Origin of the sequence: Stanieria cyanosphaera PCC 7437 (assembly GCF_000317575.1) — a bacterium.
Taxonomy (GTDB): Bacteria; Cyanobacteriota; Cyanobacteriia; order Cyanobacteriales; family Xenococcaceae; genus Stanieria; species Stanieria cyanosphaera.
This window is the reverse complement of sequence record NC_019765.1, coordinates 156,112-180,408: the sequence shown is the minus strand read 5'-3', so window position 1 is coordinate 180,408 and position 24,297 is coordinate 156,112. Positions and strand designations below refer to the sequence as shown.

General features: G+C 40.1%; 18 protein-coding genes and 3 pseudogenes. 8 read left to right on the top strand and 13 right to left on the bottom strand.

Annotated features, from left to right (window positions below):
* Positions 1–145 precede the first annotated feature (145 nt).
* Positions 146–1,396, top strand: a complete 1,251-nt coding sequence (locus STA7437_RS22970) for a cytochrome P450 (RefSeq protein ID WP_015212028.1) — start codon at positions 146–148, stop codon at positions 1,394–1,396.
* A 304-nt stretch (positions 1,397–1,700) separates the two neighbouring features.
* Here STA7437_RS22970 and STA7437_RS22965 read toward each other — a convergent pair whose 3' ends face one another.
* From STA7437_RS22965 to STA7437_RS22940, 6 genes are all read right to left on the bottom strand, one after another.
* On the bottom strand, positions 1,701–1,973 hold the full coding sequence (locus tag STA7437_RS22965) for a DUF1830 domain-containing protein (RefSeq protein WP_041620448.1): 273 nt from the start codon (positions 1,971–1,973) through the stop codon (positions 1,701–1,703).
* Between the two features lie 156 nt (positions 1,974–2,129).
* Complete coding sequence (locus STA7437_RS25970) at positions 2,130–2,504, bottom strand: hypothetical protein (RefSeq protein ID WP_015212026.1); 375 nt, start codon at positions 2,502–2,504, stop codon at positions 2,130–2,132.
* Between the two features lie 380 nt (positions 2,505–2,884).
* Entirely contained in the window at positions 2,885–4,828 is a 1,944-nt protein-coding gene (gene ftsH, locus STA7437_RS22955; protein WP_015212025.1) for an ATP-dependent zinc metalloprotease FtsH, read from the bottom strand.
* Positions 4,803–5,567, bottom strand: a complete 765-nt coding sequence (locus STA7437_RS22950) for a phosphoribosyltransferase (RefSeq protein ID WP_015212024.1) — start codon at positions 5,565–5,567, stop codon at positions 4,803–4,805. The genes ftsH and STA7437_RS22950 overlap by 26 nt, the downstream gene beginning before the upstream one ends.
* A gap of 97 nt (positions 5,568–5,664) precedes the next feature.
* Positions 5,665–6,354 (bottom strand): phosphoribosyltransferase, encoded by a 690-nt coding sequence (locus STA7437_RS22945; protein WP_015212023.1) that lies wholly within the window; start codon positions 6,352–6,354, stop codon positions 5,665–5,667.
* Positions 6,355–6,437: 83 nt separating this feature from the next.
* Positions 6,438–6,818 carry a response regulator gene (locus STA7437_RS22940; RefSeq protein WP_041620512.1) on the bottom strand — a complete coding sequence of 127 codons (381 nt, stop codon included), beginning with the start codon at positions 6,816–6,818 and terminating at the stop codon, positions 6,438–6,440.
* A gap of 230 nt (positions 6,819–7,048) precedes the next feature.
* Between STA7437_RS22940 and STA7437_RS22935 the strand changes: the two genes are divergently transcribed.
* The gene (locus STA7437_RS22935) at positions 7,049–8,068 is read left to right on the top strand and encodes a dihydroorotate dehydrogenase-like protein (protein ID WP_015212021.1); all 1,020 of its coding nucleotides are present in this window, start codon (positions 7,049–7,051) and stop codon (positions 8,066–8,068) included.
* An 80-nt stretch (positions 8,069–8,148) separates the two neighbouring features.
* Here the strand turns inward: STA7437_RS22935 and STA7437_RS22930 are convergent, their stop codons facing one another.
* The 7 genes from STA7437_RS22930 to STA7437_RS22900 all read right to left on the bottom strand — a co-directional run bounded on the left by STA7437_RS22930 (position 8,149) and on the right by STA7437_RS22900 (position 16,882).
* Positions 8,149–9,144 carry an L-lactate dehydrogenase gene (locus STA7437_RS22930; protein WP_015212020.1) on the bottom strand — a complete coding sequence of 332 codons (996 nt, stop codon included), beginning with the start codon at positions 9,142–9,144 and terminating at the stop codon, positions 8,149–8,151.
* 184 nt (positions 9,145–9,328) lie between these two features.
* Entirely contained in the window at positions 9,329–11,830 is a 2,502-nt protein-coding gene (ppsA, locus tag STA7437_RS22925; RefSeq protein WP_015212019.1) for a phosphoenolpyruvate synthase, read from the bottom strand.
* A 327-nt stretch (positions 11,831–12,157) separates the two neighbouring features.
* Positions 12,158–12,529 (bottom strand): response regulator, encoded by a 372-nt coding sequence (locus STA7437_RS22920; RefSeq protein ID WP_015212018.1) that lies wholly within the window; start codon positions 12,527–12,529, stop codon positions 12,158–12,160.
* Positions 12,526–14,502, bottom strand: a complete 1,977-nt coding sequence (locus STA7437_RS25190) for an ATP-binding protein (protein WP_015212017.1) — start codon at positions 14,500–14,502, stop codon at positions 12,526–12,528. The genes STA7437_RS22920 and STA7437_RS25190 overlap by 4 nt, the downstream gene beginning before the upstream one ends.
* Positions 14,503–14,679: 177 nt before the next feature.
* Positions 14,680–15,039, bottom strand: coding sequence for a hypothetical protein (locus STA7437_RS22910; RefSeq protein ID WP_015212016.1), 360 nt, complete (start codon positions 15,037–15,039; stop codon positions 14,680–14,682).
* 334 nt (positions 15,040–15,373) lie between these two features.
* The gene (locus tag STA7437_RS22905) at positions 15,374–16,582 is read right to left on the bottom strand and encodes an iron-containing alcohol dehydrogenase (RefSeq protein WP_015212015.1); all 1,209 of its coding nucleotides are present in this window, start codon (positions 16,580–16,582) and stop codon (positions 15,374–15,376) included.
* Between the two features lie 6 nt (positions 16,583–16,588).
* A complete protein-coding gene (locus STA7437_RS22900; protein WP_015212014.1) occupies positions 16,589–16,882 on the bottom strand; it encodes an antibiotic biosynthesis monooxygenase in 294 nt (97 codons plus the stop codon).
* A 348-nt stretch (positions 16,883–17,230) separates the two neighbouring features.
* Between STA7437_RS22900 and STA7437_RS22895 the strand changes: the two genes are divergently transcribed.
* The 6 genes and pseudogenes from STA7437_RS22895 (at position 17,231) to STA7437_RS22870 (ending at position 24,263) form a co-directional block, all read left to right on the top strand.
* On the top strand, positions 17,231–18,679 hold the full coding sequence (locus STA7437_RS22895) for a helix-turn-helix domain-containing protein (protein WP_015212013.1): 1,449 nt from the start codon (positions 17,231–17,233) through the stop codon (positions 18,677–18,679).
* A gap of 689 nt (positions 18,680–19,368) precedes the next feature.
* A complete protein-coding gene (locus STA7437_RS22890) occupies positions 19,369–22,842 on the top strand; it encodes a plasmid replication protein, CyRepA1 family (protein ID WP_015212012.1) in 3,474 nt (1,157 codons plus the stop codon).
* Positions 22,843–22,900: 58 nt separating this feature from the next.
* Positions 22,901–23,218, top strand: a pseudogene (locus STA7437_RS22885) (AAA family ATPase); the annotation flags it as partial.
* Between the two features lie 43 nt (positions 23,219–23,261).
* Positions 23,262–23,651 (top strand): annotated as a pseudogene (locus tag STA7437_RS25965) (IS1 family transposase); the annotation flags it as partial.
* 42 nt (positions 23,652–23,693) lie between these two features.
* Positions 23,694–23,952: pseudogene (locus STA7437_RS27800) on the top strand (type II toxin-antitoxin system RelE/ParE family toxin).
* An 11-nt stretch (positions 23,953–23,963) separates the two neighbouring features.
* Complete coding sequence (locus STA7437_RS22870) at positions 23,964–24,263, top strand: HigA family addiction module antitoxin (RefSeq protein WP_015212009.1); 300 nt, start codon at positions 23,964–23,966, stop codon at positions 24,261–24,263.
* The last annotated feature ends 34 nt before the right edge of the window (positions 24,264–24,297 follow it).

Sequence of the window (24,297 nt, the reverse complement as noted above, 5' to 3'; positions counted from 1 at the left end):
GAATTTTAATCTAAATCAATTTTTAAATGAGGCATGACTCTATAGCCAACTAGAAAGTTTAAGCCAAGTTTCAAACCTAACAGAAATAGAGAAATTTCTCACCGATTACTTCGTTACTCCTTTAAGTAAATAACTACACAATTTTATGACACAAATTCCACAAGATCGCAGTATAGATAGCATTTTAGCATTGGCATTTGACGATTATAAATTTATTTCCCAAAGATGTCAACGCTACCAAACTGATATTTTTCAAACTCGGCTTTTATTTAAAAAAACTATCTGCTTAAGAGGAGAGGAAGCTGCTAAGGTTTTCTACGATCCTGAAAAGTTCATTCGCAAAAATGCTGCACCTAAAAGAGTTCAAAAAACCTTGTTTGGTGAAGGAGGCGTTCAGGGAATGGATGGCGACCCACATCGGCATCGCAAACAGATGTTTATGTCTTTGATGAGCGACGAAAATATTCAGCAGTTAGCAGATCTTCTCGACCAACAGTGGAAAGCCTATGCCAAAAAATGGTCAACGATGGATAAAGTTGTGTTTTTTAAGGAAGCGCGAGCAGTTTTTTGTCGTGCTGTCTGCACTTGGGCTGGTGTGACTCTCCCAGAATCGCAAGTAAAGCAAAAAACCGAGGATTTGGGGGCAATGATTGATGCTTCGGGAGCAGTTGGTCTAAAACACTGGCGGGGAAGACTAAGCCGTCAGCGTACTGAAAAATGGATTGAAGGCATTATCGAACAGATACGTAATAATCGGCTAGAAATTCCCCAAGAGAGTGCAGCATACATTATCGCCAACCATCGCGATTTAGAGGGAGAACTGCTAGACATACATACTGCTGCGGTAGAGTTAATTAATATTTTACGCCCTACTGTCGCGATCGCCAGATACGCTACTTTTGCTGCATTGGCACTACACGAACATCCTCAATGTCGGCAAAAAATGCACGATGGTGGCGAGGAGTACTGTGAATGGTTTGTGCAAGAGGTACGAAGATTTTATCCTTTTTTTCCTTTTGCAGCAGCTATAGTTAATCACGATTTTGATTGGCACGGATATCATTTCACTCAAGGGACAAGGGTGCTGCTCGATTTATATGGCACTAACCACGATCCCCAATTATGGTCAAATCCAGAAGATTTTTACCCCGAACGATTCCGCGACTGGAATGAAAATCGTTTCAATTTGATTCCTCAAGGGGGCGGAGATTATTACATCAATCATCGCTGTCCTGGAGAATGGATTACGATCGCCTTAATGAAAGTAACCCTTAATTTTCTTACCCAATCTCTAAAATACGATGTGCCAGAACAAAACTTAGAGATTAGTTTGTCTAAGATGCCAACTATCCCCAAAAGCGGTTTTGTAATTAGCAATATCGTGGCACCGAACTAATACCAATTCTCGAAAATCGGTAAAGACTTACTATTTTATATTTAATTTGTCTCAGCTACTTACCTTAGTTTTTCGGTTTTAGGCTGGGACTGTTTTTTTATGCTTTAACCAATCTTTTGATAATTTTACAATTTGGTTTTGTCGATGACATTTATTTGGGTTAGCACTTTCAAAATTTGGCATTTCTTGCCAACAGTTACGGCAAAACCAGTATTCCCGATGATTACTAAGATGGTGTAGCATAATATTCGAGCAGCAAGGACAAATAGTGAAAGAGTTCATGATTATTTCGACTAGATTTATTCTAAGTGACCGTCGGACAGTTAACTTTTAGATTTTGACAAGGAATAGTTTGGGCAATTTTTGGATTTTTTCCTTGACTATAGTAAATTTCTAACTGAGCTTCCGGCATTGCTTCAAACAAAATTCTTTGTTGAGGAAAGATAATCTTTTCAAAGTCAGAGATTACTACGGAATTCATTTGCGCAGCAGCATCTGACCGTTGGTTAAGATGGCGATCTTTGATTACTCGAATAAGCTGAATTTTATTGGTAGGATTAATGTAGTAACATAGCATAGTTGATAATTTTGCAGTTATTACTCGATCGCTTGGGAACATAACTTTATTTCCCAAAAAATTACTTCTATTTAGTACATATCGTAGTTGTGGGATTTGAAGAACTTATGAGGAACTAGAAAAATAACAGATAATAAATTTAATGTGAACAAATGCTCAATCGTTAAAAATATTCAAAGAAGTTACAGTCGCCCAACCAACCAAAACTACACCGCCTAAGTACAAAGCAACATTTGCCACTGGACCAAAGCCCAAATCTGTAGTCAATATTAAACAGAAAATACAAGTTAAAACTAACAAGGTTAAGATTGCCTTGAAAAGATTTAAGATCGCCATGTTAAATTTGTCCTTTGTTTTGTGGTGTATGAAGAGCGAACGTACTTTGTCGCCGTCTGTTTGTTTGGAAGCTTTTTCAAGCTGATGTGTAACTGAGCCATATACGGTAAAGTGATTAATTATTAGAGACAGAGAAAATAGTAAAAACCCTGTTAATAATAAAGCCAAAAATTTCCAGAGATGAAATTTAATCATTGCTTGCTTTTGATAAGTAACGTCTGGTATGAATTAGATTGGTTCACATTTATTAGTTTTTAGCTATTAGCCTTTAGGGTTTTACTAGTATGTTTTACTCAACCGATCGAGCGCCATAGGTATGGTGGGAGAAGAGACACGATCGCGGTGTTTAATTTGGGTTTCGACTTTGGTAACTAAAATTTCTGCCGAGCGCGATCGCCTTCATTATTAGTTCTTCTTCTTGTTCTCTACCAACTTTTTTTATTGGCAGTAGGATCGAGACGATGAATTTTATTTACCCGAGGATAAAGATTATAAATTTCAGGATTTGCCAGCATTCGGTGCTAGTAACTGTGCAGCGATTTGTTCGATTTTGGCTGTATGTAATTCCATTATGTCTACCTCTTCAAGGTTTTTCCATTATTAGATAAGGCAGGGGTGAGTAAATTATTTTGGGCTAACTCTCCTGTTTGCAACCATCGATCTACCCGTTCATTGCTTTGAGCTTGACCCAGATGCGATCGCAGTTGTCCTGCTTCTAAAACTTCTTGCTTTAAAAGAATTTGAGCTAATGCAGTTAATAGTTCGCGGTTGTCCCAAAGAATAATCTTCGCAACTTGATGCGCGCCATCAATTACTGCTTTGACTTCTAGGTCGATCTCTTCGGCAATTTTTTGGCTGACTTGACGGCGAGGATTAGTCATACCCCCAAGATACTGCTGCTGTACCTTTTCAAAAGCTATCGGACCGAGGCGATCGCTCATGCCATAGAGAGTTACGTATCTTTCAGCCAACTCAGTAGCTTTTTGAATATCGTCGCTAGCTCCCGTAGATACCTTGCCAAAGATTAATTCTTCAGCAGCACGTCCTCCTAATAAAGTGGCAATACGACCGCGAATTTCGTCTTCGATCGCTAAGAAACGATCTTCTTCTGGTAACTGTAAGGTATAGCCCAATGCACCAATACCACGAGGAACAATCGATATCTTTTCGACTCGATCGGTTCCAGGCATCAACCACCCCACGATCGCATGACCGACTTCGTGATAGGCTACGGTTTTCTTTTCAGTTTCATTGAGTACCCGCGATCTTTTCTCTAATCCCGTCAGAATTCTTTCGGTGGCTTCATTAAAATCTGCCATCGTTACCGCAGAGCGATTATTTCGAGCAGCCAGCAATGCGGATTCATTGATTAAGTTTGCCAAATCTGCTCCAGCAAAACCAGGAGTACGAGCAGCGAGTTTATCTAAATCTACGTCCTCCGCTAAACTAACATTTCTAGCGTGAACTTCTAATATTGCCAGTCTTCCCGACTTATCAGGGCGGTCTACTACAATACGGCGATCAAAACGACCAGGACGCAATAAAGCAGGGTCGAGGACTTCGGGGCGGTTAGTAGCAGCCAGCAGAATTACTCCTGCGTTGGGTTCAAACCCGTCCATTTCTGCCAGTAGTTGATTGAGTGTCTGCTCTCGTTCGTCGTTACCGCCCATAAAAGCTCCACCAGATGCGCGAGACTTACCCAAGGCATCTAGTTCGTCGATAAAGACAATGGCAGGGGCTTGTTTTTTAGCGCGATCGAATAAATCCCGCACCCGCGATGCACCAACTCCGACGAACATTTCGATAAATTCCGAGCCAGAGATACTGAAAAAAGGAACACCAGCTTCTCCTGCGATCGCTTTTGCCAATAAAGTTTTACCCGTTCCAGGAGGACCTACTAACAACACACCTTTAGGTATTTTTGCTCCTACAAGAGCGTATTTGGTTTTGTTTTGCAAAAAATCGACAATTTCATAAAGTTCTGTCTTCGCTTCATCGACTCCCGCCACATCATCAAAGGTAACGTCCATGCTTCCTTCGGAGTAAATACGAGCGTTGCTGCGACCAACAGCAAAAGAACTCGCTGTACCTTGTTGACTGCGACTGAATAACAGACCGCCCAAATTGACCAACAAGAAGAGAAAAAATAATAGTTGAAGAAAACCCCAAAACCCACTACCACTATTAGAAGGTGTTGCGGAAAATTCTACTTGATGCTGACGCAAAATCTTCGGTAACTCTGTATCTTGAGTCACTGGAACTGTAGTAAAAATCTGCTCCGAGTTATCTGCAAATCCTTCTGATTTGAGAGTATATTCAAGTCGATTGGGGCTAATAGTCACCTGCTCAACGCGATCGCTCTCTACCAAGTCGATAAACTTACTGTAAGATTGAGATGTTGATGATGACGTTGGAGTCAGGAATAAACTAAATAAAATCAAGCAGAGCGCGCTCACAATTAAAGTTAATTTCCATTGACTTGATCGCGGTGTTTTATGAGGATTTTCGTGTTCGGGCATATCTATTATCCTTGGTGTAGCTTGGTAATGAATAAGAGCTTGCTAAAATTTTATGAGTTACTTGAGAAAGCACATCACACACTTCTCGATCTGTTGTTGGAGTAAAATCTTCATACCAAAGATCTACTGCACCTAAATATTTTGGTTTTATTAAACAGATGAAATCATCTACTTGAGTTGCTAATTGTTCTATAGCTGGCAAAGGTGCAACAGGAGTAGCAATGATAATTTTCTCTGGCTTATGTCTTTTCAAAACAGCTATTGCAGCCTGCATAGTTTGACCCGTAATAATGCCATCATCAACGACAATAACAGTATGCTGAGAAACTCTTAGCATGGGACGAAAACTTTGATAATAACGATCTCGCCATCTTAGTTCGGCTTTTTCACGAGCAGCATAGCGAAGCCATGTACGAAAACTTGTATTTTTAATTTTTTCTGAATTAACCCTATGTTGAGTCGTGTTCTGGTTAATTATAGTAATGTTGCTACAGTTATCAGGTAACTGTGCATCTTCAGTAATCGCACCTATCGTTATTTCTGGATCGTTAGGCAGACCTAATTTCTTTGCCAGACAAACATCTAAGGGAAGATTTAAAGTTTTGGCAATTTCATAAGCTACAGGTACGCCACCACGAGGTATTCCCAATACTATTGCTTGAGGATGATTAGCATAGGCGGTAAGTTTGGTAGCTAATCTTCTTCCTGCTTCTTGTCTATTAGAAAAAACTTGGTTCATAATTTTTACCAATCTCGTTATCATTTATCATTTAGCATTTATTAATGTTTAATGTTCCCTGGTCAATGCTCAATGTTCAATGTTTAATGTTCAATGATTAAGTTTGGTAAGCTAGAGTCTTGTAAGTTTGTTGAGAAAGTAAATCGCACACTTCTCGATCTTTTGTTTGAGTAAAATCTTCGTACCAAAAGCCCACTGCAACTAATGATTTGGGTTTCATTAGGCAAACAAAATCATCTACTTTAGCTGCTAATTGTTCTATGGCTGGCTTTGAAGCAACAGGAGTAGCAATGATAATTTTTTCTGGCTTATGTCTTTTCAAAACAGTTACCGCAGCCTCCATAGTTTGACCCGTAGCAATGCCATCATCAACGACGATAACAGTACGTTGGGGAATTTTCAGCATGGGACGAAAGCTTCGATAACAACGATCGCGCCATCTTAATTCGACTTTTGCTCGAGCAGCGATCGCTTTAATTTGTTCTGAATCAACTCCGTGAATTTGTGTCGTGTTTTGATTAATAATAGTGATGTTGCCACAGTAGTCAGGTAACAGTTCATCTTCGACAATTGCACCTATCGCTGTTTCTGGATCGTCAGGAAGGCACAGTTTTTTAACTAGACAAACATCTAAGGGAAGATTTAAAGTTTTGGCAATTTCATAGGCTACAGGTACGCCACCACGAGGTAGCCCCAATACTATTGCTTGAGGATGATTAGCATAAGCAGTAAGTTTTTGGGCTAATCTTCTTCCTGCTTCTTGTCTATTCGTAAAAACTCGGTTCATAATTTTTACCAATCTCGATATTAATTCCAACTATAGATTTTAAGTTTGAGGAAGTTATGAGTCGTGATGATATGGAGTTAAGATTACTTTAATAGTTGGACGATCGCCTCTACCAATTCTTGTGGGTCAAAAGGAAGAGCGATCGCCTTGGCTGCACCTAATTGTTGGAACTGAAGTCGATCCATGGCTCTAACTCTTGATGCCATAAAGATTATGGGAATAGATCGATTACAAGCAGTAGTTTGTAGTTGTTGCCAAATATGGCGATCGCACCGAGCGAGCAGATCGGCTTCGAGTAAAATTACATCGGGTTGCTGTGTTTGAATTAAAGCCAATCCTTCAGCGATCGAATTGACTGAAGACACTTGCCAATTTGCCGTATTTCCCAAGCTGCGTTTAATAATTTCTCGAATATCTTTAGCAACCTCAATCGCTAAGATGTGTTTGCGAGCTAGCTGTAACATTAATAATTCAGTCCTCAAGGGCGATCGAGTAAAAACCATATCAATTTAACCTGCGATCGATTTAGAACATCGATACTATAACAATGAACAATATATTAATTTAGGAATATGAGCCACTTATGAGGAGCAAAAGCTGTTTCCTTCTGATTACTTACTAATGTTCTGTTCATTACTCATAACTTCCTCAAAAGACTTTCTTAGTTTAGAGATAATAATGAGGAGGCAAATAAATGGTAGACCTATCCACAAATTATCTAGGTAAGACATTGCGATCGCCTTTGGTTGTTGGTGCAGCAGCACCTTTAACCGAAAATATCGATAATATTAAACGGATGGAAGATGCTGGCGCAGCAGCAATAGTATTGCATTCTTTGTTTGAAGAACAACTACTAGAAGAAAGATATGAAGCATATCATCAATTCGCTCACCCTACAGAAACCTATCCCGAATCAGATTTTCGTGTCGATTCAGAAGCCTATTTAGAACGTATTCGTCGTGCTAAAAAGATGGTGGATATTCCCATTTTTGCAAGTCTCAACAGTTCTACAGTAGGTAGCTGGGGTGATTATGTACGTCAGGTAGAACAAGCAGGTGCCGATGGTTTGGAATTAAACATTTATGACATTCCTACAGACATGTCGATGACTGGCGAGCGAGTAGAGCAAACTTATTTAGATATTGTTCGCAGTGTTACAGATGCTGTCAATTTACCTGTAGCAGTCAAACTGAGTCCTTTCTTTAGTAATATGGCAAATATGGCAAAAGAACTGAGCAATGCAAATGCTAGTGGCTTGGTATTATTCAACCGTTTTTATCAACCCGATATTAATTTAGAAACTCTAACAGTAGAGTCCAATTTGCTTCTTAGCACTTCTAGAGAGATGCGTTTACCGATGCGCTGGATCGCTATTTTGTATCGTACTCTTCCCCTCGATTTTGCTGCTACAGGCGGGATTATGACCGCTCAAGACGTTATCAAAATGATGCTGGTAGGTGCTAACGTCACCATGTTGATTAGCGTGCTACTGAGTCATGGCATCGAACAGCTGCAAAAAATCGAGAAAGACATGGTTGAATGGTTAGAGGCTAAAGAATACGATTCAATTGCCCAGTTACAAGGCAGCTTAAGCCAAGTAAATTGTCCCGATCCTAGTGTTTTTGAACGATCGCAATATCTCAAAGCTCTACAAACCTATCAACCTTACTGGAAATTGGTTGACGGATCGTATGTTAGGAATTACGCCAATTGAAAATATTTACCCAGTTTGAAAGTATTTACCCAGTAGCGCAAGGCATAGCTAACCTTACGCTACTAATCGTGTTTATAGAATTAAAATTTGAGTTGAGCAAAAACATCTTGTAGAAGATTAGCAGAAAGGCGAAGCTGTTTTTCTTCTCTGGGACTCAAATCTAGATTGACAGTTTTGTAAAAGCCTTTTTCATTGATTACTCTAGGCAAACCCAAACACACATCTTTGATATCATACAGTCCATTGACAAGACCACTAACAGTAAGAATGCGTTCTTGAGAGCGTATAATTGCTTCAACTATATCGGTCACTGCTAAACCGATCGCATAGGAGGTATATCCTTTACGGTGAATAATTTCATAAGCTGCATTTTTAACTTGACTAAAAATAGCCGTGAATTCCTCGCGCTCTTCTGAATCAAGATTTTCCCAATCTTGTGAGAGCAATTTTCGACCAGCTACATTAGCCGTACTCCACACGGGAACTTCACTATCACCATGTTCGCCAATGATATAAGCTTGAACGCTACGAGCATCAATATTTAATCTGCGGGCTAGTAAAGAACGAAATCGAGACGTATCTAGTACTGTTCCCGTACCAATAACCTTAGAACTGGGAAACCCAGAAATTTTTAGTGCTACATAGGTCATAATATCTACGGGATTGGTGACAATTAACAGGATGGCATGGGGACAATGCTTGACTACATCTTCAAGCAGGTTTTGATAGATAGCAACATTACGTCCTAGTAGATCGAGGCGAGTTTCTCCTGGTTTTTGTGCTGCACCTGCGGTAATAATTACTATATCCGCATCCTTTCCCACGTCAGCTACCGTTCCCGCAGCCAGTTCTGTAGGAGCGATAAAAGACATTCCATGGAGCAAATCCATCACTTCTCCTTCAACCTTTTTGGTATTGATATCCTGTAAAACTAATTCATCGAAGCAATTTTGAATTAGTAAAGAATATGCACAGGCTAATCCTACTTGTCCTGCACCAATAATGACTCCTTTACGGAGACGAAGAGTATTAGTTTGCTCGACTTCAGTATTGAGAGCAAAGATTTTTTCAAACATAAGACTTTTTTGGTTCTGTTTTTGGTTGTGATGATTAATTGATAGTAAGTTTCTACTGGCTATCTGCTTTCATTTACCAACTAAAGGCTAGCGAGCTAGCAGTAAAATATTGAGTGGGCGAGTTTTTAAAGAAAGCTTGAAACGCATAACACCCAATTATTTCACTCCACTAGCCACATTACAGCTAGCCAATATTTTGTTCTGCTTCGGCTATTTTCAGTCTGGTTTTAAGTACCGAATCGGGATTAAGACTGATGGAGTTAATACCCTGTTGAACTAAAAACTCGGCAATCTCTGGATAATCGCTGGGTGCTTGACCGCAGATGCCAATTTTACGATTATTTTGTCGGGCTTTGGCGATCGCTATTTGCAGCATCGCTTTAACGCCTGGGTTGCGTTCATCGAATAGATGTGCCACTAAAGAAGAATCGCGATCGAGTCCTAGTGTCAGTTGCGTTAGGTCATTTGAACCAATAGAGAAGCCATCAAACACTTGGCTGAATTCATCGGCTAGCAAAACGTTACTGGGAACTTCACACATGACGTATACTTGCAGATCGTTTTCGCCCCTGACTAGCCCGTGTTGTGCCATTTCTTCTAATACTTTTCTTCCTTCATCGGGAGTACGACAGAAGGGGATCATCGGAATGACGTTAGTTAAACCCATGTCGGCTCGAACTCGTTTAAATGCTTGACATTCTAAGGCAAAGGCATCGCGATATTTGGGGTCGTAATAACGACTTGCACCCCGCCAACCCAACATCGGGTTTTCTTCGGTTGGTTCAAACTGTTTACCCCCTAGAAGGTTAGCATATTCGTTACTCTTGAAATCCGACATCCGCACGATAACGGGTTTGGGATAGAATGCTGCTGCAATGGTAGCTATTCCCCTAGCTAATTTCTCGACAAAGAAATCGGGCTTACGGGGATAATTAATTGTCAGTTGGGCAATGTTCATTTTGTCCCCAAAGTCTTGTAGTTCGTCAAACTTGAGTAAAGCCAGGGGATGAACTTTAATCTGATTGGCAATAATAAATTCTAACCTAGCTAAACCAACACCATCACAAGGGATAGCCGATAAACTAAAGGCTGCTTCGGGATTACCTACATTCATTAAAATTTGCGTTTTGGTTTGGGGTAAATTATCTAACCGAGTCTCTTCGACAGTAAAAGGAATCGATCCAGCATAAACTTTACCTTCTTCCCCTTCAGCACAGGATATGGTCACTTCTTGTTTAGATCGGATATTTTTGGTCGCATCACCACAGCCAACGATCGCAGGTATACCCATTTCACGGGCTATAATTGCTGCATGACAAGTTCTACCACCCTGGTTAGTTACAATAGCACTGGCTTTTTTCATAATTGGTTCCCAGTCAGGATCGGTTTTATTGGTGACAAGAACTTCTCCAGCTTGGAACTGGTCAATCTGGCTGACATTTAAGATAACTCTGGCTTTACCCGCACCAATTTTGTCACCAACTGCCCTACCCGTTACTAAGACATCACCCGTTTTCTCTAGTCTATATGTCTGTATGACATTTTTGGCTTTTTGCGATTGAACGGTTTCGGGGCGGGCTTGAACGATAAACAGTTCTCCTGTTACGCCATCTTTTGCCCATTCCATATCCATTGGCGTGTAAGCATCGCGTACCTGGGAATAATGTGATTCAATTTGACAAGCCCATTTAGCCAATTGCAAAATTTCCTCATCATTAATAGCATATCGAATTCTTTCGGATGCTGATGTGGGAACGTTTTTCGTCAGCTTACTACCGCCTAGATCATAGACCATCTTGATTTCTTTACTGCCGAGGCGTTTATCTAAAATGGGATGATGACCAGTTAATGTTGGTTTAAACACAGTATATTCATCAGGATTGACCGCACCCTGGACTACGTTTTCACCCAAACCATAGGCAGCAGTAATCAAAGCTGCATCTTTAAAGCCTGTTTCTGTATCGATAGAAAACATTACTCCAGAGGTAGCTAAATCCGAACGCACCATCTTTTGTACGCCCACAGAAAGAGCAACATCAAAGTGGTCAAAATCTCTAGCAGTACGATAGGAAATAGCGCGATCTGTAAATAGGGATGCAAAGCATTTATGACAGGCTTCGAGAACGCTTTGAACCCCATGAACATTAAGATAAGTTTCCTGTTGCCCTGCAAAAGAAGCATCGGGTAAGTCTTCGGCGGTAGCTGAGGAACGAACTGCTACATCGACATTATTGTTAAATTTTTGACACTGTTCTTTTTCCTCACCCTCATAGCGGTTACAATACTCAGAATCGACGCTATATCGCTGGCATAATTGGCTATAGGCTTCGGTAATCGCTGCTTGTAATTCTTCGGGGAAAGGAGTATTCAGAATCAACGTCCTGGCTTGTTTACCACGCGATCGCAAATTGTTAAGATCTTCTACGTCAAGATCGGCAAACAGTTCGCGCAACTTACTTTCTATTCCTGCCTGTTCGATAAAGTAACGATAAGCATAAGCAGTAGTGGCAAAACCTCCTGGAACGTTAATTCCTTTAGGGGTTAGCTGTTGGATCATTTCTCCTAGAGAAGCATTCTTTCCCCCTACCAGAGAAACGTCACTCATTCCCACATCTTCAAACCAGAGAACGAAAGCTCGTTCTTTATCTAAGAATTGTTTTTTAGGGCTATTTGTTGTTGTCACCATAAATCTTAGTTACTCGTTAAACTGCTACCTCTTCGCACCTATAGAGCGAGTATCTGTTTGAGGTTAATTCTGTTGTAAACAATTGATTTGAGAAAGTTATGAGGAGCATCAGAAGTTAGGTAGAGGGCGTTCTATTGAGCGGTGCGACCCTGCGGATTAAAAATCCGCCAAGGAATGCGCACCAAGACGCGTCCGTACAGAACTCAGAAGTTAGAAATCCCAGTTCAAAAGTTTTAAAAAAGTCGCAAGTAAAGACAATCTACTCATTACTTATTACTTACGAGCAGTTAACTGAAATTGCCCTAACCAATTAACGTACTGCGATACTTACCAACCCAAAAAGCCTGAAATTTGACTTGCTAAAGTAGTAGGGTCGAAAGGCTTAGTAATAAATCCTTTAATACCAGAGGCATAGAAGCGACGGCGATCTGCTTTCTGAGTTTTGGCAGTTAGAAAAATTACGGGAATATCTTTAACTTGAGGATTATCTTGTAGCTGCTTGAGAGTTGCTAATCCATCCATTTCGGGCATCATCACATCTAAGACGATCGCGTCTGGCTGTTCGGTTTCGGCAAGCGCGATGCCCTCTTGTCCTGAAGCTGCGGTCAATACTGACCACCCCATTCGTTTTAAACCGACACGAGCAACTGCTAAGATAGAGGCTTCGTCATCTACCAGTAAGATACGTTTGACAGTCATAATGACAATTTTTCTGATGAAGATAAGCCAGATTTAGGCAGAGTAAAATAAAACGTACTTCCTTTACCGAACTCACTGTCAGCCCAAATGCGACCTCCATGTTCTTCGATAATTTTATAACAAATGGGCAACCCTAAGCCAGTACCTCCTTTGTCTCGCGAATCTGAAGCATCTACCTGTTTAAATCGCTCAAAAATGCTACCTAATATATCTGCGGGAATTCCACGTCCTGTATCGATAACTTTGAATAAAACCTCGTCTTCTAAGTTATCTACTGTAACCCAGACTGAACTGTGAGGTGGAGAAAATTTGATGGCATTGCTAAGTAAATTGGTCAGGGTTTGATGAATATGATCGCCATCGGCATTAATTATAATAGAAATAGGTTCTGCTATTAGAGTAATATTTCCAGCCTTTGCCATCGGCTGCATGACTTCTATTGCTTCCTGGATCAGATTGCCAGCATCACAAGGCTGTTTCACCATTTGGATTTTGCCTGACTCGATGCGCTCTAAGTCAAGGACATCGTTTACTAGGCGCACTAAACGGTCTGTATTAGTCACGGCAATATTGAGCATTTCACGGTCTTCTTCAGATAATCCACTTTGAGGACTGGTTACGAGTAATTTTAAAGCACCATAAATAGAAGTTAAGGGGGTGCGTAATTCATGACTGACTACCGAGACAAATTCGTCTTTCATTTTTTCGGTAGCTTTGCGATTGCTGATATCGCTAATTAAACTAATAAATCCTTTTACCCCTCCTTCTCCATCGAGATCGGGAATATGGGTAACATTAACCCAATGTGAACGATCGCTTAATTCAAGCTCGGTTTCATAGGTTACTGTTTGTCCTGAGAGGGCTAGTTCTATATGATGTTTAATTTGCTGGTAATATGCCTCACCCAAAATTTCTTTTAGATGACTGCCAATAATTTGGTTCGGGGATTTAGCGAACCAATCTCCAAAAGTCTGATTGACAAATTGATAGCACTGCCGATTATCGACATAAGCAATTAATGCTGGTAGTGCATCTGTAATTAAACGAAGTTGTGATTCGCTCTGTTGTAATACAGTTTCAGATTGTTGGCGACCCATAGCAATAGAGGCTAAATTAGTACAGGCTTCGATTATTTCTAGCTCTTTCGGCTCTGGCGATCGCGGTTCGGTAAAATACAGATCGAAAGTTCCCAAAACTTGACCCGTATTTGATTTAATCGGTTCAGACCGACTGGCTTGAAAACCGTGGGGTAAAATTAGGTGTTTGTAGTCTGCCCATAAAGGATCGGTAGCGATATTACTAACGATTACTCGCCGACCTAAATACGCTGCCGTACCGCAAGAAGTAGCTTTGGCTCCAATGGGTAAACGTTCGATCGCCCTAATATATTCTTGGGGCAACCCCGAACTAACAAAAGGTCGTAAATGCCTGCCGTCGTTCTCCACGATCGTAATAGTCGAAGTTAAATTTGGAGATAAGCGATCGATCTGTTCGCTCAGTTCTGATAAAGTATTTTTTAGCGTCTCTCCCCGTGCGATCGCGCTCAAAGTTCGATTCTGAATCTGCTGCAAGCTTTCTGTCCATTTACGTTCGGTAATATCTAAGATAATTCCATCTAACCCGAGAAGTTTGCCATTTCGGTCAAAGACTCCTTGCCCTTTGTCCTTAATCCAGGTAATTGCTCTATCTGAGCGAATAATTCGATATTCAATTGTATAGGGTTTTCTTTGGGCGATCGCCTCATTTACTTCTCGAACAACTAGATTGCGATCTTCTGGGTAAATAATACTTCTTATAGACCGACTTTGATTTTGAATAAAATCGGCAGCCCGATAACCTGAGATATTCGTAATTTCATCACTCAAAAACTCCATCGTCCAATTAGCATCGTTAAGACAACGGTATATCGCCCCTGGAACATTGGCGATTAAAGTTTTGAACCTTTCTCTTATGTGTTCGTAATCTGACTCCATTTTGCTGAAAGACTACGCAAGCAGTTTTATGAATATATATAGTTTATCTGCTTTTTCTAAAATATATTTGGTAATATCCTTAGCTGTAGCGTAGATCGACCAACGGTCACAGCAGGCTCCGTCCGTTTAGGGCGGAGCCTGCTGTGACTTTCGAGCGAAATCAAATTATGGTTATTGTCAATTTATATTAGGTCTGTCTGGCTGTTTCCTATCGGTCGAGATTACTATTTGTTGTTTTTCTGCTTGCTCAAGGCGCGATCGCACTATCTTAGACATTCCCATTAGCAATAATTGTCTCATTACTACTCGCTCATCTAAGGGACACTGAGGAAACAGATCGTCAGCTTCTTTTGGAATTGCAGTTAATTCAATCATCATACATCGATGATTTAAATTAGATAAAACATATTCAATTAGCTGCTGTTTATAATATAAATCTCGAAGAATTAAATTACCTCGATATTCTTCAGATTCGGCAAGATACTGAACTTCTTTTATGACCCAAAGATGAGTCAGGTCTACTAATTTTGTAAGCATTTTGCAAAATTAAAGTTAGTTGTTTTCCAGCTAATAAAGCTTGTTGCTTAATTTATTTTTAGTTTTTTGAAAATAGTATTTATTAAAAGTTTTGTAATATTTAAAATTACTTAAGTTTTTTCTATTCCCACCGGTAAATCTTCCACAAGACTCATCCCATCAATCTAAGAAAATATGTTTGTTGCTCATTTTTTCTAAATTACTTTTTTCTCTAGTTTTTAAGATTAAAGCTGAAATTTGAGGAACTTATGAGGAAATATCGATTTTCAGGTCGAGTGTTATCTGCCTATGAATAGTTCTACTTAACTATTGTCCCAAGATTATCGCATCCTCTTCATCCAGAGGGCGGCTGTTCACCTGTCAAACGACTTGATAAAATTGATTTAATCTCTTCACGAGTCAGTTTAATCGGATTATTTCGGTTAGAAGTTTGCTCAACAATTGTTTCTAAATCCCTAGCTTTGACTCCATAATCGCTGAATTTAGGCAGAGCTAATTGTTCTGTCCACTCGGAAAGAGTATGAATTAAGAAATCTGCATAGTAATGCTCCGATTTTCCAGTTTCTGTAGAGAGGATTTTACCCACCCGACTCATCTTGACCAGAGCTGGATTTTGGGGTTCTCTGGCTCTCATCGCTTCTAAGGTCACTTTATTAGCCATTGCCATTAAGGTGCCACAAACCACTCCATGAGGAATGGGAAATAAACCCCCTACAGGAGAAGCCAAACCATGTACGATTCCCAAACCAGCATTAGCCAAACATATTCCCGAACATAGGGAAGCGTAAGCCATGCCTTCCCTTACCCTCGGATTATTAGCTTCCGAACCGCAAGCTGGAAGAAAATATTCTGCCACCTTTTCAATGCCACTGAGGGCGATCGCATCGGTTAGGGGGGAAGCGGTAGGAGATAAAAAAGGTTCTAACAGTTGGGTAAAGGCATCCAAACCGCAGGCAACGGTAATGTGTCGGGGGCAGGATGTCAGTAAATTGCCATCAATAATTATCCCGTCAGGGATTAAGTTGTCGTGACGCAGAGATTTTTTATAACCATTTTTTCCTACTTCACTAATAACTGCATTTTTGGTAACTTCTCCCCCGGTACCAGAAGTAGTGGGAATGGCAAAATAAGGCAATTTCACTCCACTGTGAGGAATACCCTTGCCCACTCCTTCTAGATGGTCAAAAATCGAATTCTGATGGGGGAGCATGGCCGACAGTGCTTTGCCTAGATCGATAACACTTCCGCCGCCAATGCCCACTACCGCTTCAATCTGGTGAGGTCGATATTGTTGGCACAATTTATCTACATCAGGTGTGGTCGGCTCTCCTGAATAAGAGATTCTTTCAAAATTAATTTGATTTTGTTCTAAGAGAGACTGAATCGCCGACCAATTACCAGAATGCTCCAGAGATGTTCCTCCTGTCACTACTAAGACATTATGAGCCTTGACTGACTTAAGTAGAGAGGGAAGTTGCTCAATTTTTTCCGTACCAAAATGAATGGGAGGAACTTTAGCAAAAAAGAAGGGAGAAATAGCCATAGTTCGTTAAACAGGTGCAATTACATCATAGGGTACACCTTGACGGGGTTCGGCCATCCAATCTGCCACTGTTTCTCGCCAAGTTAAATAGTGTTGAGTTTGTTTATGGGCACTTGCTCCTGCTTCGGTTTTATAGGCTTCATAGAGAATAAATTGGCTTTTGTCTTCAGGAGCTTGTAAAATATCAAACCGCATATTCTCTGGCTCTTGAATCGAGTATTGATGATTGAGTTTAGTAGCTTCAATGAAGTCTTGAATGTATTCAGGTTTAACTTTAACGTGAACAATTGTAACAACCATAGAAGAACCCACCTATTGGTTTAATCTGACTTAATAATCAATCAAAAAAAGCTTATCACTATTCCTCACCCCCTATTCCCTTGTTTGATTTTAGACAATAAATCTGTACTAAATCGTTTGGGCGATCGCTGATTAACTTAACCTATCGAATCCTCCTTTTTGTTCGATTAATTGAACTACTAAATTAATCTGCAAAGAAGACAAAGAAACTGAATAAAAGCTAATTTCTGCGCTATATTTCAGTGACAATCGCGCTTTTTTTGTGGTTTTATTCGGACAAATGCTGGACAAGACAAGCATATTTCTTTGCTCCAGCTGAACTTTAACTCTCCTATATCTGGCGTAATAATGGGACATTCTGACGCTAAAATTAGCAATAAAAGAGACAAGAGCGAAAACAAATCTTATGAGTCCAGTATCAAGAGCCAATCCGCTCTTAAACTCAATAAAAAAGAAAAAAGATCGCCATCTGAAGCGCAACTATGCCAGAACAAATTTTACGAAGAATGTCCTAGCAGTGCAATAACTGACACGGTTTACACGGCAGGGGTCACGGGAATGGATTTTTGGGAATTAAAACCCGATAGATTAAATGGAGGAAAAGATTTTTCCTCTGGTCGGGTCGAGTTGCAGATTCGAGATAGATTCGATCTAACTGACTTTGCCGAAGTAGCCTATCAAACAAAAGAAGTAATTGCCCATCAATTTGGCGAACAAACCCTAAAACTACATTACGCACTATCTGCGATCGCTTTCCGTAAACCCGAAGCCTGGAAAGAAAAAATCACTGTCTCAGCTTCTAAACTTTTAACTAATTTTGGTGACAGCAAAAAAAGAAATCACTACATTCCGAAAGCTGATAGAAGCCTTATTAAAGAATCTACTCGCTACTTATCAAAACAAGAAAAGCTGCTTCAACTCGCTCATCATGTATACCTACTCAAGCGTTTAGAAGTCTGGGTTAGAGAATGGCGTGTTCGCCACAAAGGGATTTTTACAGTCGAAATGTCAAATCTCTGGGATGTTTACAATATCAAACAGATAGTTCAACCAAGTCTTGATGGAAAAGATAGCATAATCGATATTGAAATTACCTACAGTCCAGGCTCTTGGTTTGAAAAATTTGCTGGTCATGACTATTTAAGAGAATTTGGCTATCTCAGTGGCGAATCATTAAAATTAGACCCTTACCGAGAAAAAATGGCTTTGAGAATCGCTTATTTTGCTCTTTTTGCCTTACAACAAAGTAGAAATAGTCGTTTTCAGATAGAAACTCTTTTAAGATGCCTTGGTTATGGAGAGGAAATAGAGATAGCTTTAATCAATAGTAGTGCTGCATCTAATCTAAAGCGTAGCTTTGATCGCGGACTTAAAACTTTAGCTAAATTCGAGCATCCATACAGTTTTATATATGATGCAGACGTTCCTGAATGGGTCGAATCTGACAGTAAAATTAAAAAGCCAAAATACTGGTTTAACGATTGGTTAAAGTGTTTTGGTATTTTGTATCAACCAAAAATACAGTCGAAGCTCAAACCAAATTTGCCCATATCTGATTTTCAAATCGATAAAGAGCAAACCTTAACCCACGAGACAATACTGAACATAGATTTATTAGCCTTTGGTAAACAAATTAGGAAAGCACGTAAAGCTAATAAAGAAAGCTTGAGAACTATGGCTAAACAAATTAGTATTTCTCCTTCCCGCCTATCTCAAATTGAGAACGGTTGTTATCCTCATCCAGTTACCCCAGAACTTAAAACTAAACTTTTAACTCATTTAGGTTTAGAAGCATAATCGAGCAAATAAATAATGCCTCCATATCTTTCAAAAGCCCTCAATTAAAGGGTTTTTTTGTTTTGTTTATCAGTTTGATAGTGTTTAGGAAGGTTGAAAAAGCTCCTAAACAGTCACAAAATTTAACAAACTCTAATCTTTATAAATAGCAATAGTTATAGCTCCTAAACACTTAATGTTCATTCGGAAACGTTTCGTGTTCATTCGGAAACGTTTTGTGTTCATTCGGAAACGTTTTGTGTTCATTCGGAAATAGAAAATGTAGAAAAAGCCTAATAAGACAAGTATTTCAGCTAATCGAAATATTTTCTGCAAGTGTTTAGGAACTCCTAAACATCAGTATTTGAAGAGTCTGTACAATAGGAGTTGCTATATTTATTTTTCAAAGTAACTATGACCTTGTTTAAACCAATAACTCCATTCAATTTAATTTCCTAAACGAAAAAGAGCCTAGACCCATAATGTTTGCTAACAAGTGTCCAAGCTCCTTTTCTGGAAAAAATAAATAGAATATTTTCCCACCTAGTTAATATTCTATCTTCAATTCTCCAGAGTTGCACGGCGATCTCGTTCGAGGTCTATTTTTTCCTGCGCCAAAATGTCTGGTGTAATTTCGCTATGGGAATTTAAATGCTTGCTATGACATGGTTTTAAGGCTCCAAAAAAAATAATTAATGGAGTCCCCTTCAATGACGCAACAATTACCGAAACACCATGCTATTTCCAATACATCAAATGAAGAACAACTACCTAACCAACTCACATCTGCCGAATATCAGGAACTCTGCCAAGAAAGCGGAATCCACCCCGATTTAATAAAACTTAACTTTTTCCACCTCGAAGGTCAGGCTGCACTAGACCGCCTGTTTATCTCCGAAAAACTAAAACGAACCAATTCAGGTGCAATTAGCTATAGCATCCTCAAACGTTATCGCCATATCGAAGCTGGAGGTTGGTGGGTATCGGGAGTTGATGTCCTCAACAATTACAATGACGATCTCTGGGGACAATTCAAACCGCTTCAACCTAGACTATCGGCAGATAAAGGGAAAATAATTAAATATGAAGGTCCTCCTAAACACCCGACGGGAATAATTGCCCTAAAAATTTCTCTATTTCTTTGGCATAAAATAGCCAAGCTAAACAAAGTCAAGCTATTTCTCTCTCCTCTAACACTTAGACTCAGCGATCGCACTGCTCCAATCTCATTCTGGGAATGGGTCGTAAATAACCCCGAAGTTCCTTTAATTATTACCGAAGGAGCTAAAAAAGCAGCTTCCTTAATTAGTCTAGGCTATGCAGCGATCGCCTTACCTGGTATCTTTAATGGCTACCGCCAACCCAAAGATGAATTCGGAAGGTATACGGGACTGGCAAAACTCATTCCCCAACTTCAAGTCTTTGCTATACCAGGACGTAAAATCTATTTTGCCTTTGATAAAGATTCTAAAGCCAGTACGATCGCCAATGTCAATCGGGCGATCGCCAAAACAGGAAAACTTTTTACCAAAGCTGGAGTTGATGTCAAAGTAATTAACTGGCGGGAATCGGCCAAAGGGGTTGACGATTTAATTGTTCAACATGGTGCAGAGGCATTTCATCGATCTTATAGTAAGGCATTGTCTTTAGAAACTTGGTTAGTCCGCACCTCAGTTCAATTAACCTACAAAGCCAATATTCAGGTTAATAGACGCTATCTAGGTAACTTGGGGATAGAGAGCGTGGAAGTATGGAAGCATGGGGACAGACGAGGAGTCCTAAAGGATACCGTGACCGTTAGGGAATCCTTTAGGGCTTCGCATAACGGGGAGTCACAAGCATTCCCCAGTCCCCCAGTCCCCCAGTCCCCCAGTCCCTTAATAATTCCTGACACTGCCAAACTCATATGTCTCAAATCTCCCAAAGGCACGGGCAAAACTCATTTACTAGAACAAATAGTCCAACAAGCCACCAGAGAAGGAAAATGGGTGCTGTTATTAACTCACCGCATTCAATTAGGAGAAGCACTGTGTCAGAGAGTGGGACTACCTTATTTAACGGAAATCAAAACCGTTGAATACGGAACTGTTCTCGGTTACGGACTCTGTATTGATTCATTACACCCAAATTCAGGAGCGAGGTTTAATGCCGATAACTGGTCAGACGGAATAGTAATTATCGACGAAGCAGAACAGGTAATTTGGCATATGCTCAATTCCGCCACCTGTACTTCAGAGAGAGTAGAAATTTTAGCTCAGTTTAAAACTCTTATTCAAAATAATCTTTCAGGAGATGGTAAGGTATATCTTGCCGATGCGGATTTATCTGATGTCGCTATCGACTACATCCGCGGACTTGCAGGTTTTCATGTCGAACCCTTTGTAGTGGTTAATGATTGGCAACCCCCTATCGAACAACGGTGGACAATACATAACTATGAAGATAAAAATCCCGCCCGTTTAGTTCGAGATTTAGTCAATCATATTGAAACTGGTGGGAAACCATTTATCAGTTGTTCGGCACAGAAACTTAAATCCAAATGGGGTACGCAAAATTTAGAATCTTATTTACAACTAGAATTCCCAGATAAGAAAATTCTCCGTATCGATTCAGAAACAGTAGCAGATCCCTCTCATCCAGCTTATGGCTGTATTGCCCATCTTAATGAAATTCTACCAAACTACGATCTGGCGATCGCTTCTCCCTCCATTGAAACAGGAGTTAGTATCGAATGCCAAAGAACGGATAAATGTTATTCTGAAGTTCCTTTAGCCTTTCAATTAATACTCAGGGGCATCAATACTAACTTAGGAAAAATTAAACAGATACCGCACTTCGATTCCGTCTGGGCGATCGCCCAAGGAGTACAGACTGCCGATTCCATTCGTCAGGCGTTAGCCCGTATCCGTGCTTCAGTACCCCGCTATCTCTGGGCAGCTAAACGAGGTTTTCATAAATGTATGGTAGGTAATGGAGCTACGATTAAAAAAGCTCTGATTGCCAGCACTAAAAATAAAGCCAGTACAAACATTCGTTTACTCCAAGCTGCCGATGCCTCACTTAGCGACCTCGATTTGGATACTAACTTTCAACCAGAATCCCTAAACACTTGGGCGAGAAGAGGCTGTTATATCAACCTCACCATGCAGAATTATCGTAGTTCTATCGTTGAAGGTTTGATTGCCGAGGGACATTTTATAACCGCCCCTCCCGAACTCAATCGGTTAGAATCTAATCCCACCGCTGAAATAGAAACCCAACTAAAACAAGTAGCAAATACTAAATATGAGGCGGAATGTATCGAAGTAGCTAACGCACCCATCCCGACCGATGCTCAATACCAGAAACTAAAAGATAAACGAGCCAAAACCAAAGAAGAGAGATGGATTGAACGTAAGGGCAGCTTAGTCATGCGTTATGGCAGCGATATATTTATTACCCCCGAATTAGTAGCTAAAGATGATGAGGGATGGTATTCCCAATTGCTCTCCCATTATTACCTTACCGTCGGCAGACCCTATTTAATCGAACGAGATTCAAGACAGTTAAGAGCGATCGCTACTTATACCAAAAACCGTTTATGGTTGCCAGATTTTAACCGCAGTTTGCTATCTACTTCCCTGAGATTATTGGAAACTTTGATAATTGGACTACTCCAACCAGGAGTTGAATACAGAGGTAGCGATCCCAATTTACAACTAATTGCCGAATTCGCGCAATTCAACAAAAGAGAACTAAAAACTTTCCTCGGTTTAACCATAGTTGAATCAGATACCCCAATTAAAATAGTTCAGAAGCTGCTCGGTCTTTTAGGACTCAAGTTAACCTGTATTGGTCGCTTAGGTTCGAGAGATAAACGAGAGAGGGTTTATCTCTTTGAGCCTCCCAATGATTGTAGGGAAGAGATATTTGCCAGTTGGCTGCAAAGAGATAAAAGCATAACTCAAGTAGACTCTACTACCGATATTTATTCTGTGTCCACTATAGGGAAAGATAATAATTTATCTCCAGGGATGGACAGGACAAAAGAACCCGAACCTCTTATTCAACCAGGAACAATAGTTGAATGGTTAAAAGCTAAAGGAACATGGATCGTACAAGCTACTACTGGTATAGTGGCAAAAATTAGAGATACTTATGGCAAAGAAGTATTGGTAAACTGTCGGGAATTAAAACCTTGTTAAATAGAGAGAGACAAAATTACCAAATTTCTGCAACTAAATGTTTTAAAATCCAAAATAGATGGACTTATTCGAGCAAAGTTATCAACAAAAAGTCAAATCTGAAGCACCCCTAGCAGATCGAATGCGACCCCGAACTCTAGATGAATTTGTGGGGCAAGACCATATCGTTGGTGAGGGACGCTTACTCCGTCGTGCCATTGTCGCCGACCAGTTATCTTCACTAATTTTTTTTGGTCCTCCAGGAACGGGTAAAACTACTCTAGCTCGCATCATCGCTCAAACCACCCGCGCTCATTTTATAGCTATTAACGCCGTTCTAGCTGGAGTTAAGGATATCCGCGAAGCGATCGCTACCGCTACGGACAAAGGGAAATATGGCGTTGCTGAATGAGTAATGATGTTTTTGGCATAATGAAGAGATGAAATGTCCCAGATGCAACTCACAAAGAGTAACTAAAAACGGTCTTCGTCGTCGAAAACAATGCTACAAATGCCGAGATTGTGGAAGACAGTTTGTTGAATCGCCAATAGAGCGGAGCTATCCACCTGAAGTTAGACAACTATGTCTCAAAATGTATCTAAATGGAATGGGTTTAAGAGGTATTGAGAGAGTCATAGAAATTCACCACACCACAGTCATGAATTGGATTAAAGAAGAGGGAATTAAATTACCCGATGCTCCAGATGGAGAAGAAATTCCTGAGATAACCGAGATAGATGAGTTACAAACATTTATCGGGAACAAAAAGAATAAGGTGTGGGTTTGGACAGTAGTAAATCATTGGAAACCTGGAATACTATTATGGACAGTAGGCGATCGCCTAAATCCTTACTCATTCAGCAACGCCGATATTTTTAATGGAGATGATACAAAGTATGCGCGGAAAGTTTGCCCTCAAAATCTATGGAAAATAGCGAGACGAAAGCTCGACCAATTAGATGAGTGCAGCTAGCTTAAATGATTTGCGTTCTCCACCTAAGAATCGATTAGAGGCTTTAAAAGGCAGCCGAGAAGGACAACACAGTATTCGCATTAACGACCAGTACAGAATTTGTTTTATCTGGTCAGACGATGGTATTAAAGATGTTGAAATTGTAGATTATCATTGAGAAGTAAGCTTATGGTTAATATCCCAACTAATAGACCCCCTACCAGTCCTGGTGAGATGTTGAAAGAAGAATTCTTAGAACCAATGGGATTGACCCAGCAACAACTCGCTGATGGAATTGGAGTAAGCTATCAAAGGATTAACGAACTGATTAATGGTAAGAGGGGAATTACAACCAGTACTGCTTTGAGATTAGCCAAATATTTTAATACATCTCCTGATTTCTGGTTAAATATGCAAAGGGCGAACGAGCTATATCGGGTCATGCAAAAAGAAGGAGGGGAGATTGAAAAGATTCAACCGCTCGTCTAGTTTTATGACCTTAAATTATAGAGACAACGGGCAG

Coding starts and splice junctions, on each gene's coding strand:
- STA7437_RS22970 (WP_015212028.1), top strand. CDS start 146: ATGACACAAATTCCACAAGATCGCAGTATAGATAGCATTTTAGCATTG.
- STA7437_RS22965 (WP_041620448.1), bottom strand. CDS start 1,973: ATGCTATGTTACTACATTAATCCTACCAATAAAATTCAGCTTATTCGA.
- STA7437_RS25970 (WP_015212026.1), bottom strand. CDS start 2,504: ATGATTAAATTTCATCTCTGGAAATTTTTGGCTTTATTATTAACAGGG.
- ftsH (WP_015212025.1), bottom strand. CDS start 4,828: ATGCCCGAACACGAAAATCCTCATAAAACACCGCGATCAAGTCAATGG.
- STA7437_RS22950 (WP_015212024.1), bottom strand. CDS start 5,567: ATGAACCAAGTTTTTTCTAATAGACAAGAAGCAGGAAGAAGATTAGCT.
- STA7437_RS22945 (WP_015212023.1), bottom strand. CDS start 6,354: ATGAACCGAGTTTTTACGAATAGACAAGAAGCAGGAAGAAGATTAGCC.
- STA7437_RS22940 (WP_041620512.1), bottom strand. CDS start 6,818: ATGTTACAGCTAGCTCGCAAACACATCTTAGCGATTGAGGTTGCTAAA.
- STA7437_RS22935 (WP_015212021.1), top strand. CDS start 7,049: ATGGTAGACCTATCCACAAATTATCTAGGTAAGACATTGCGATCGCCT.
- STA7437_RS22930 (WP_015212020.1), bottom strand. CDS start 9,144: ATGTTTGAAAAAATCTTTGCTCTCAATACTGAAGTCGAGCAAACTAAT.
- ppsA (WP_015212019.1), bottom strand. CDS start 11,830: ATGGTGACAACAACAAATAGCCCTAAAAAACAATTCTTAGATAAAGAA.
- STA7437_RS22920 (WP_015212018.1), bottom strand. CDS start 12,529: ATGACTGTCAAACGTATCTTACTGGTAGATGACGAAGCCTCTATCTTA.
- STA7437_RS25190 (WP_015212017.1), bottom strand. CDS start 14,502: ATGGAGTCAGATTACGAACACATAAGAGAAAGGTTCAAAACTTTAATC.
- STA7437_RS22910 (WP_015212016.1), bottom strand. CDS start 15,039: ATGCTTACAAAATTAGTAGACCTGACTCATCTTTGGGTCATAAAAGAA.
- STA7437_RS22905 (WP_015212015.1), bottom strand. CDS start 16,582: ATGGCTATTTCTCCCTTCTTTTTTGCTAAAGTTCCTCCCATTCATTTT.
- STA7437_RS22900 (WP_015212014.1), bottom strand. CDS start 16,882: ATGGTTGTTACAATTGTTCACGTTAAAGTTAAACCTGAATACATTCAA.
- STA7437_RS22895 (WP_015212013.1), top strand. CDS start 17,231: ATGGGACATTCTGACGCTAAAATTAGCAATAAAAGAGACAAGAGCGAA.
- STA7437_RS22890 (WP_015212012.1), top strand. CDS start 19,369: ATGACGCAACAATTACCGAAACACCATGCTATTTCCAATACATCAAAT.
- STA7437_RS22870 (WP_015212009.1), top strand. CDS start 23,964: ATGGTTAATATCCCAACTAATAGACCCCCTACCAGTCCTGGTGAGATG.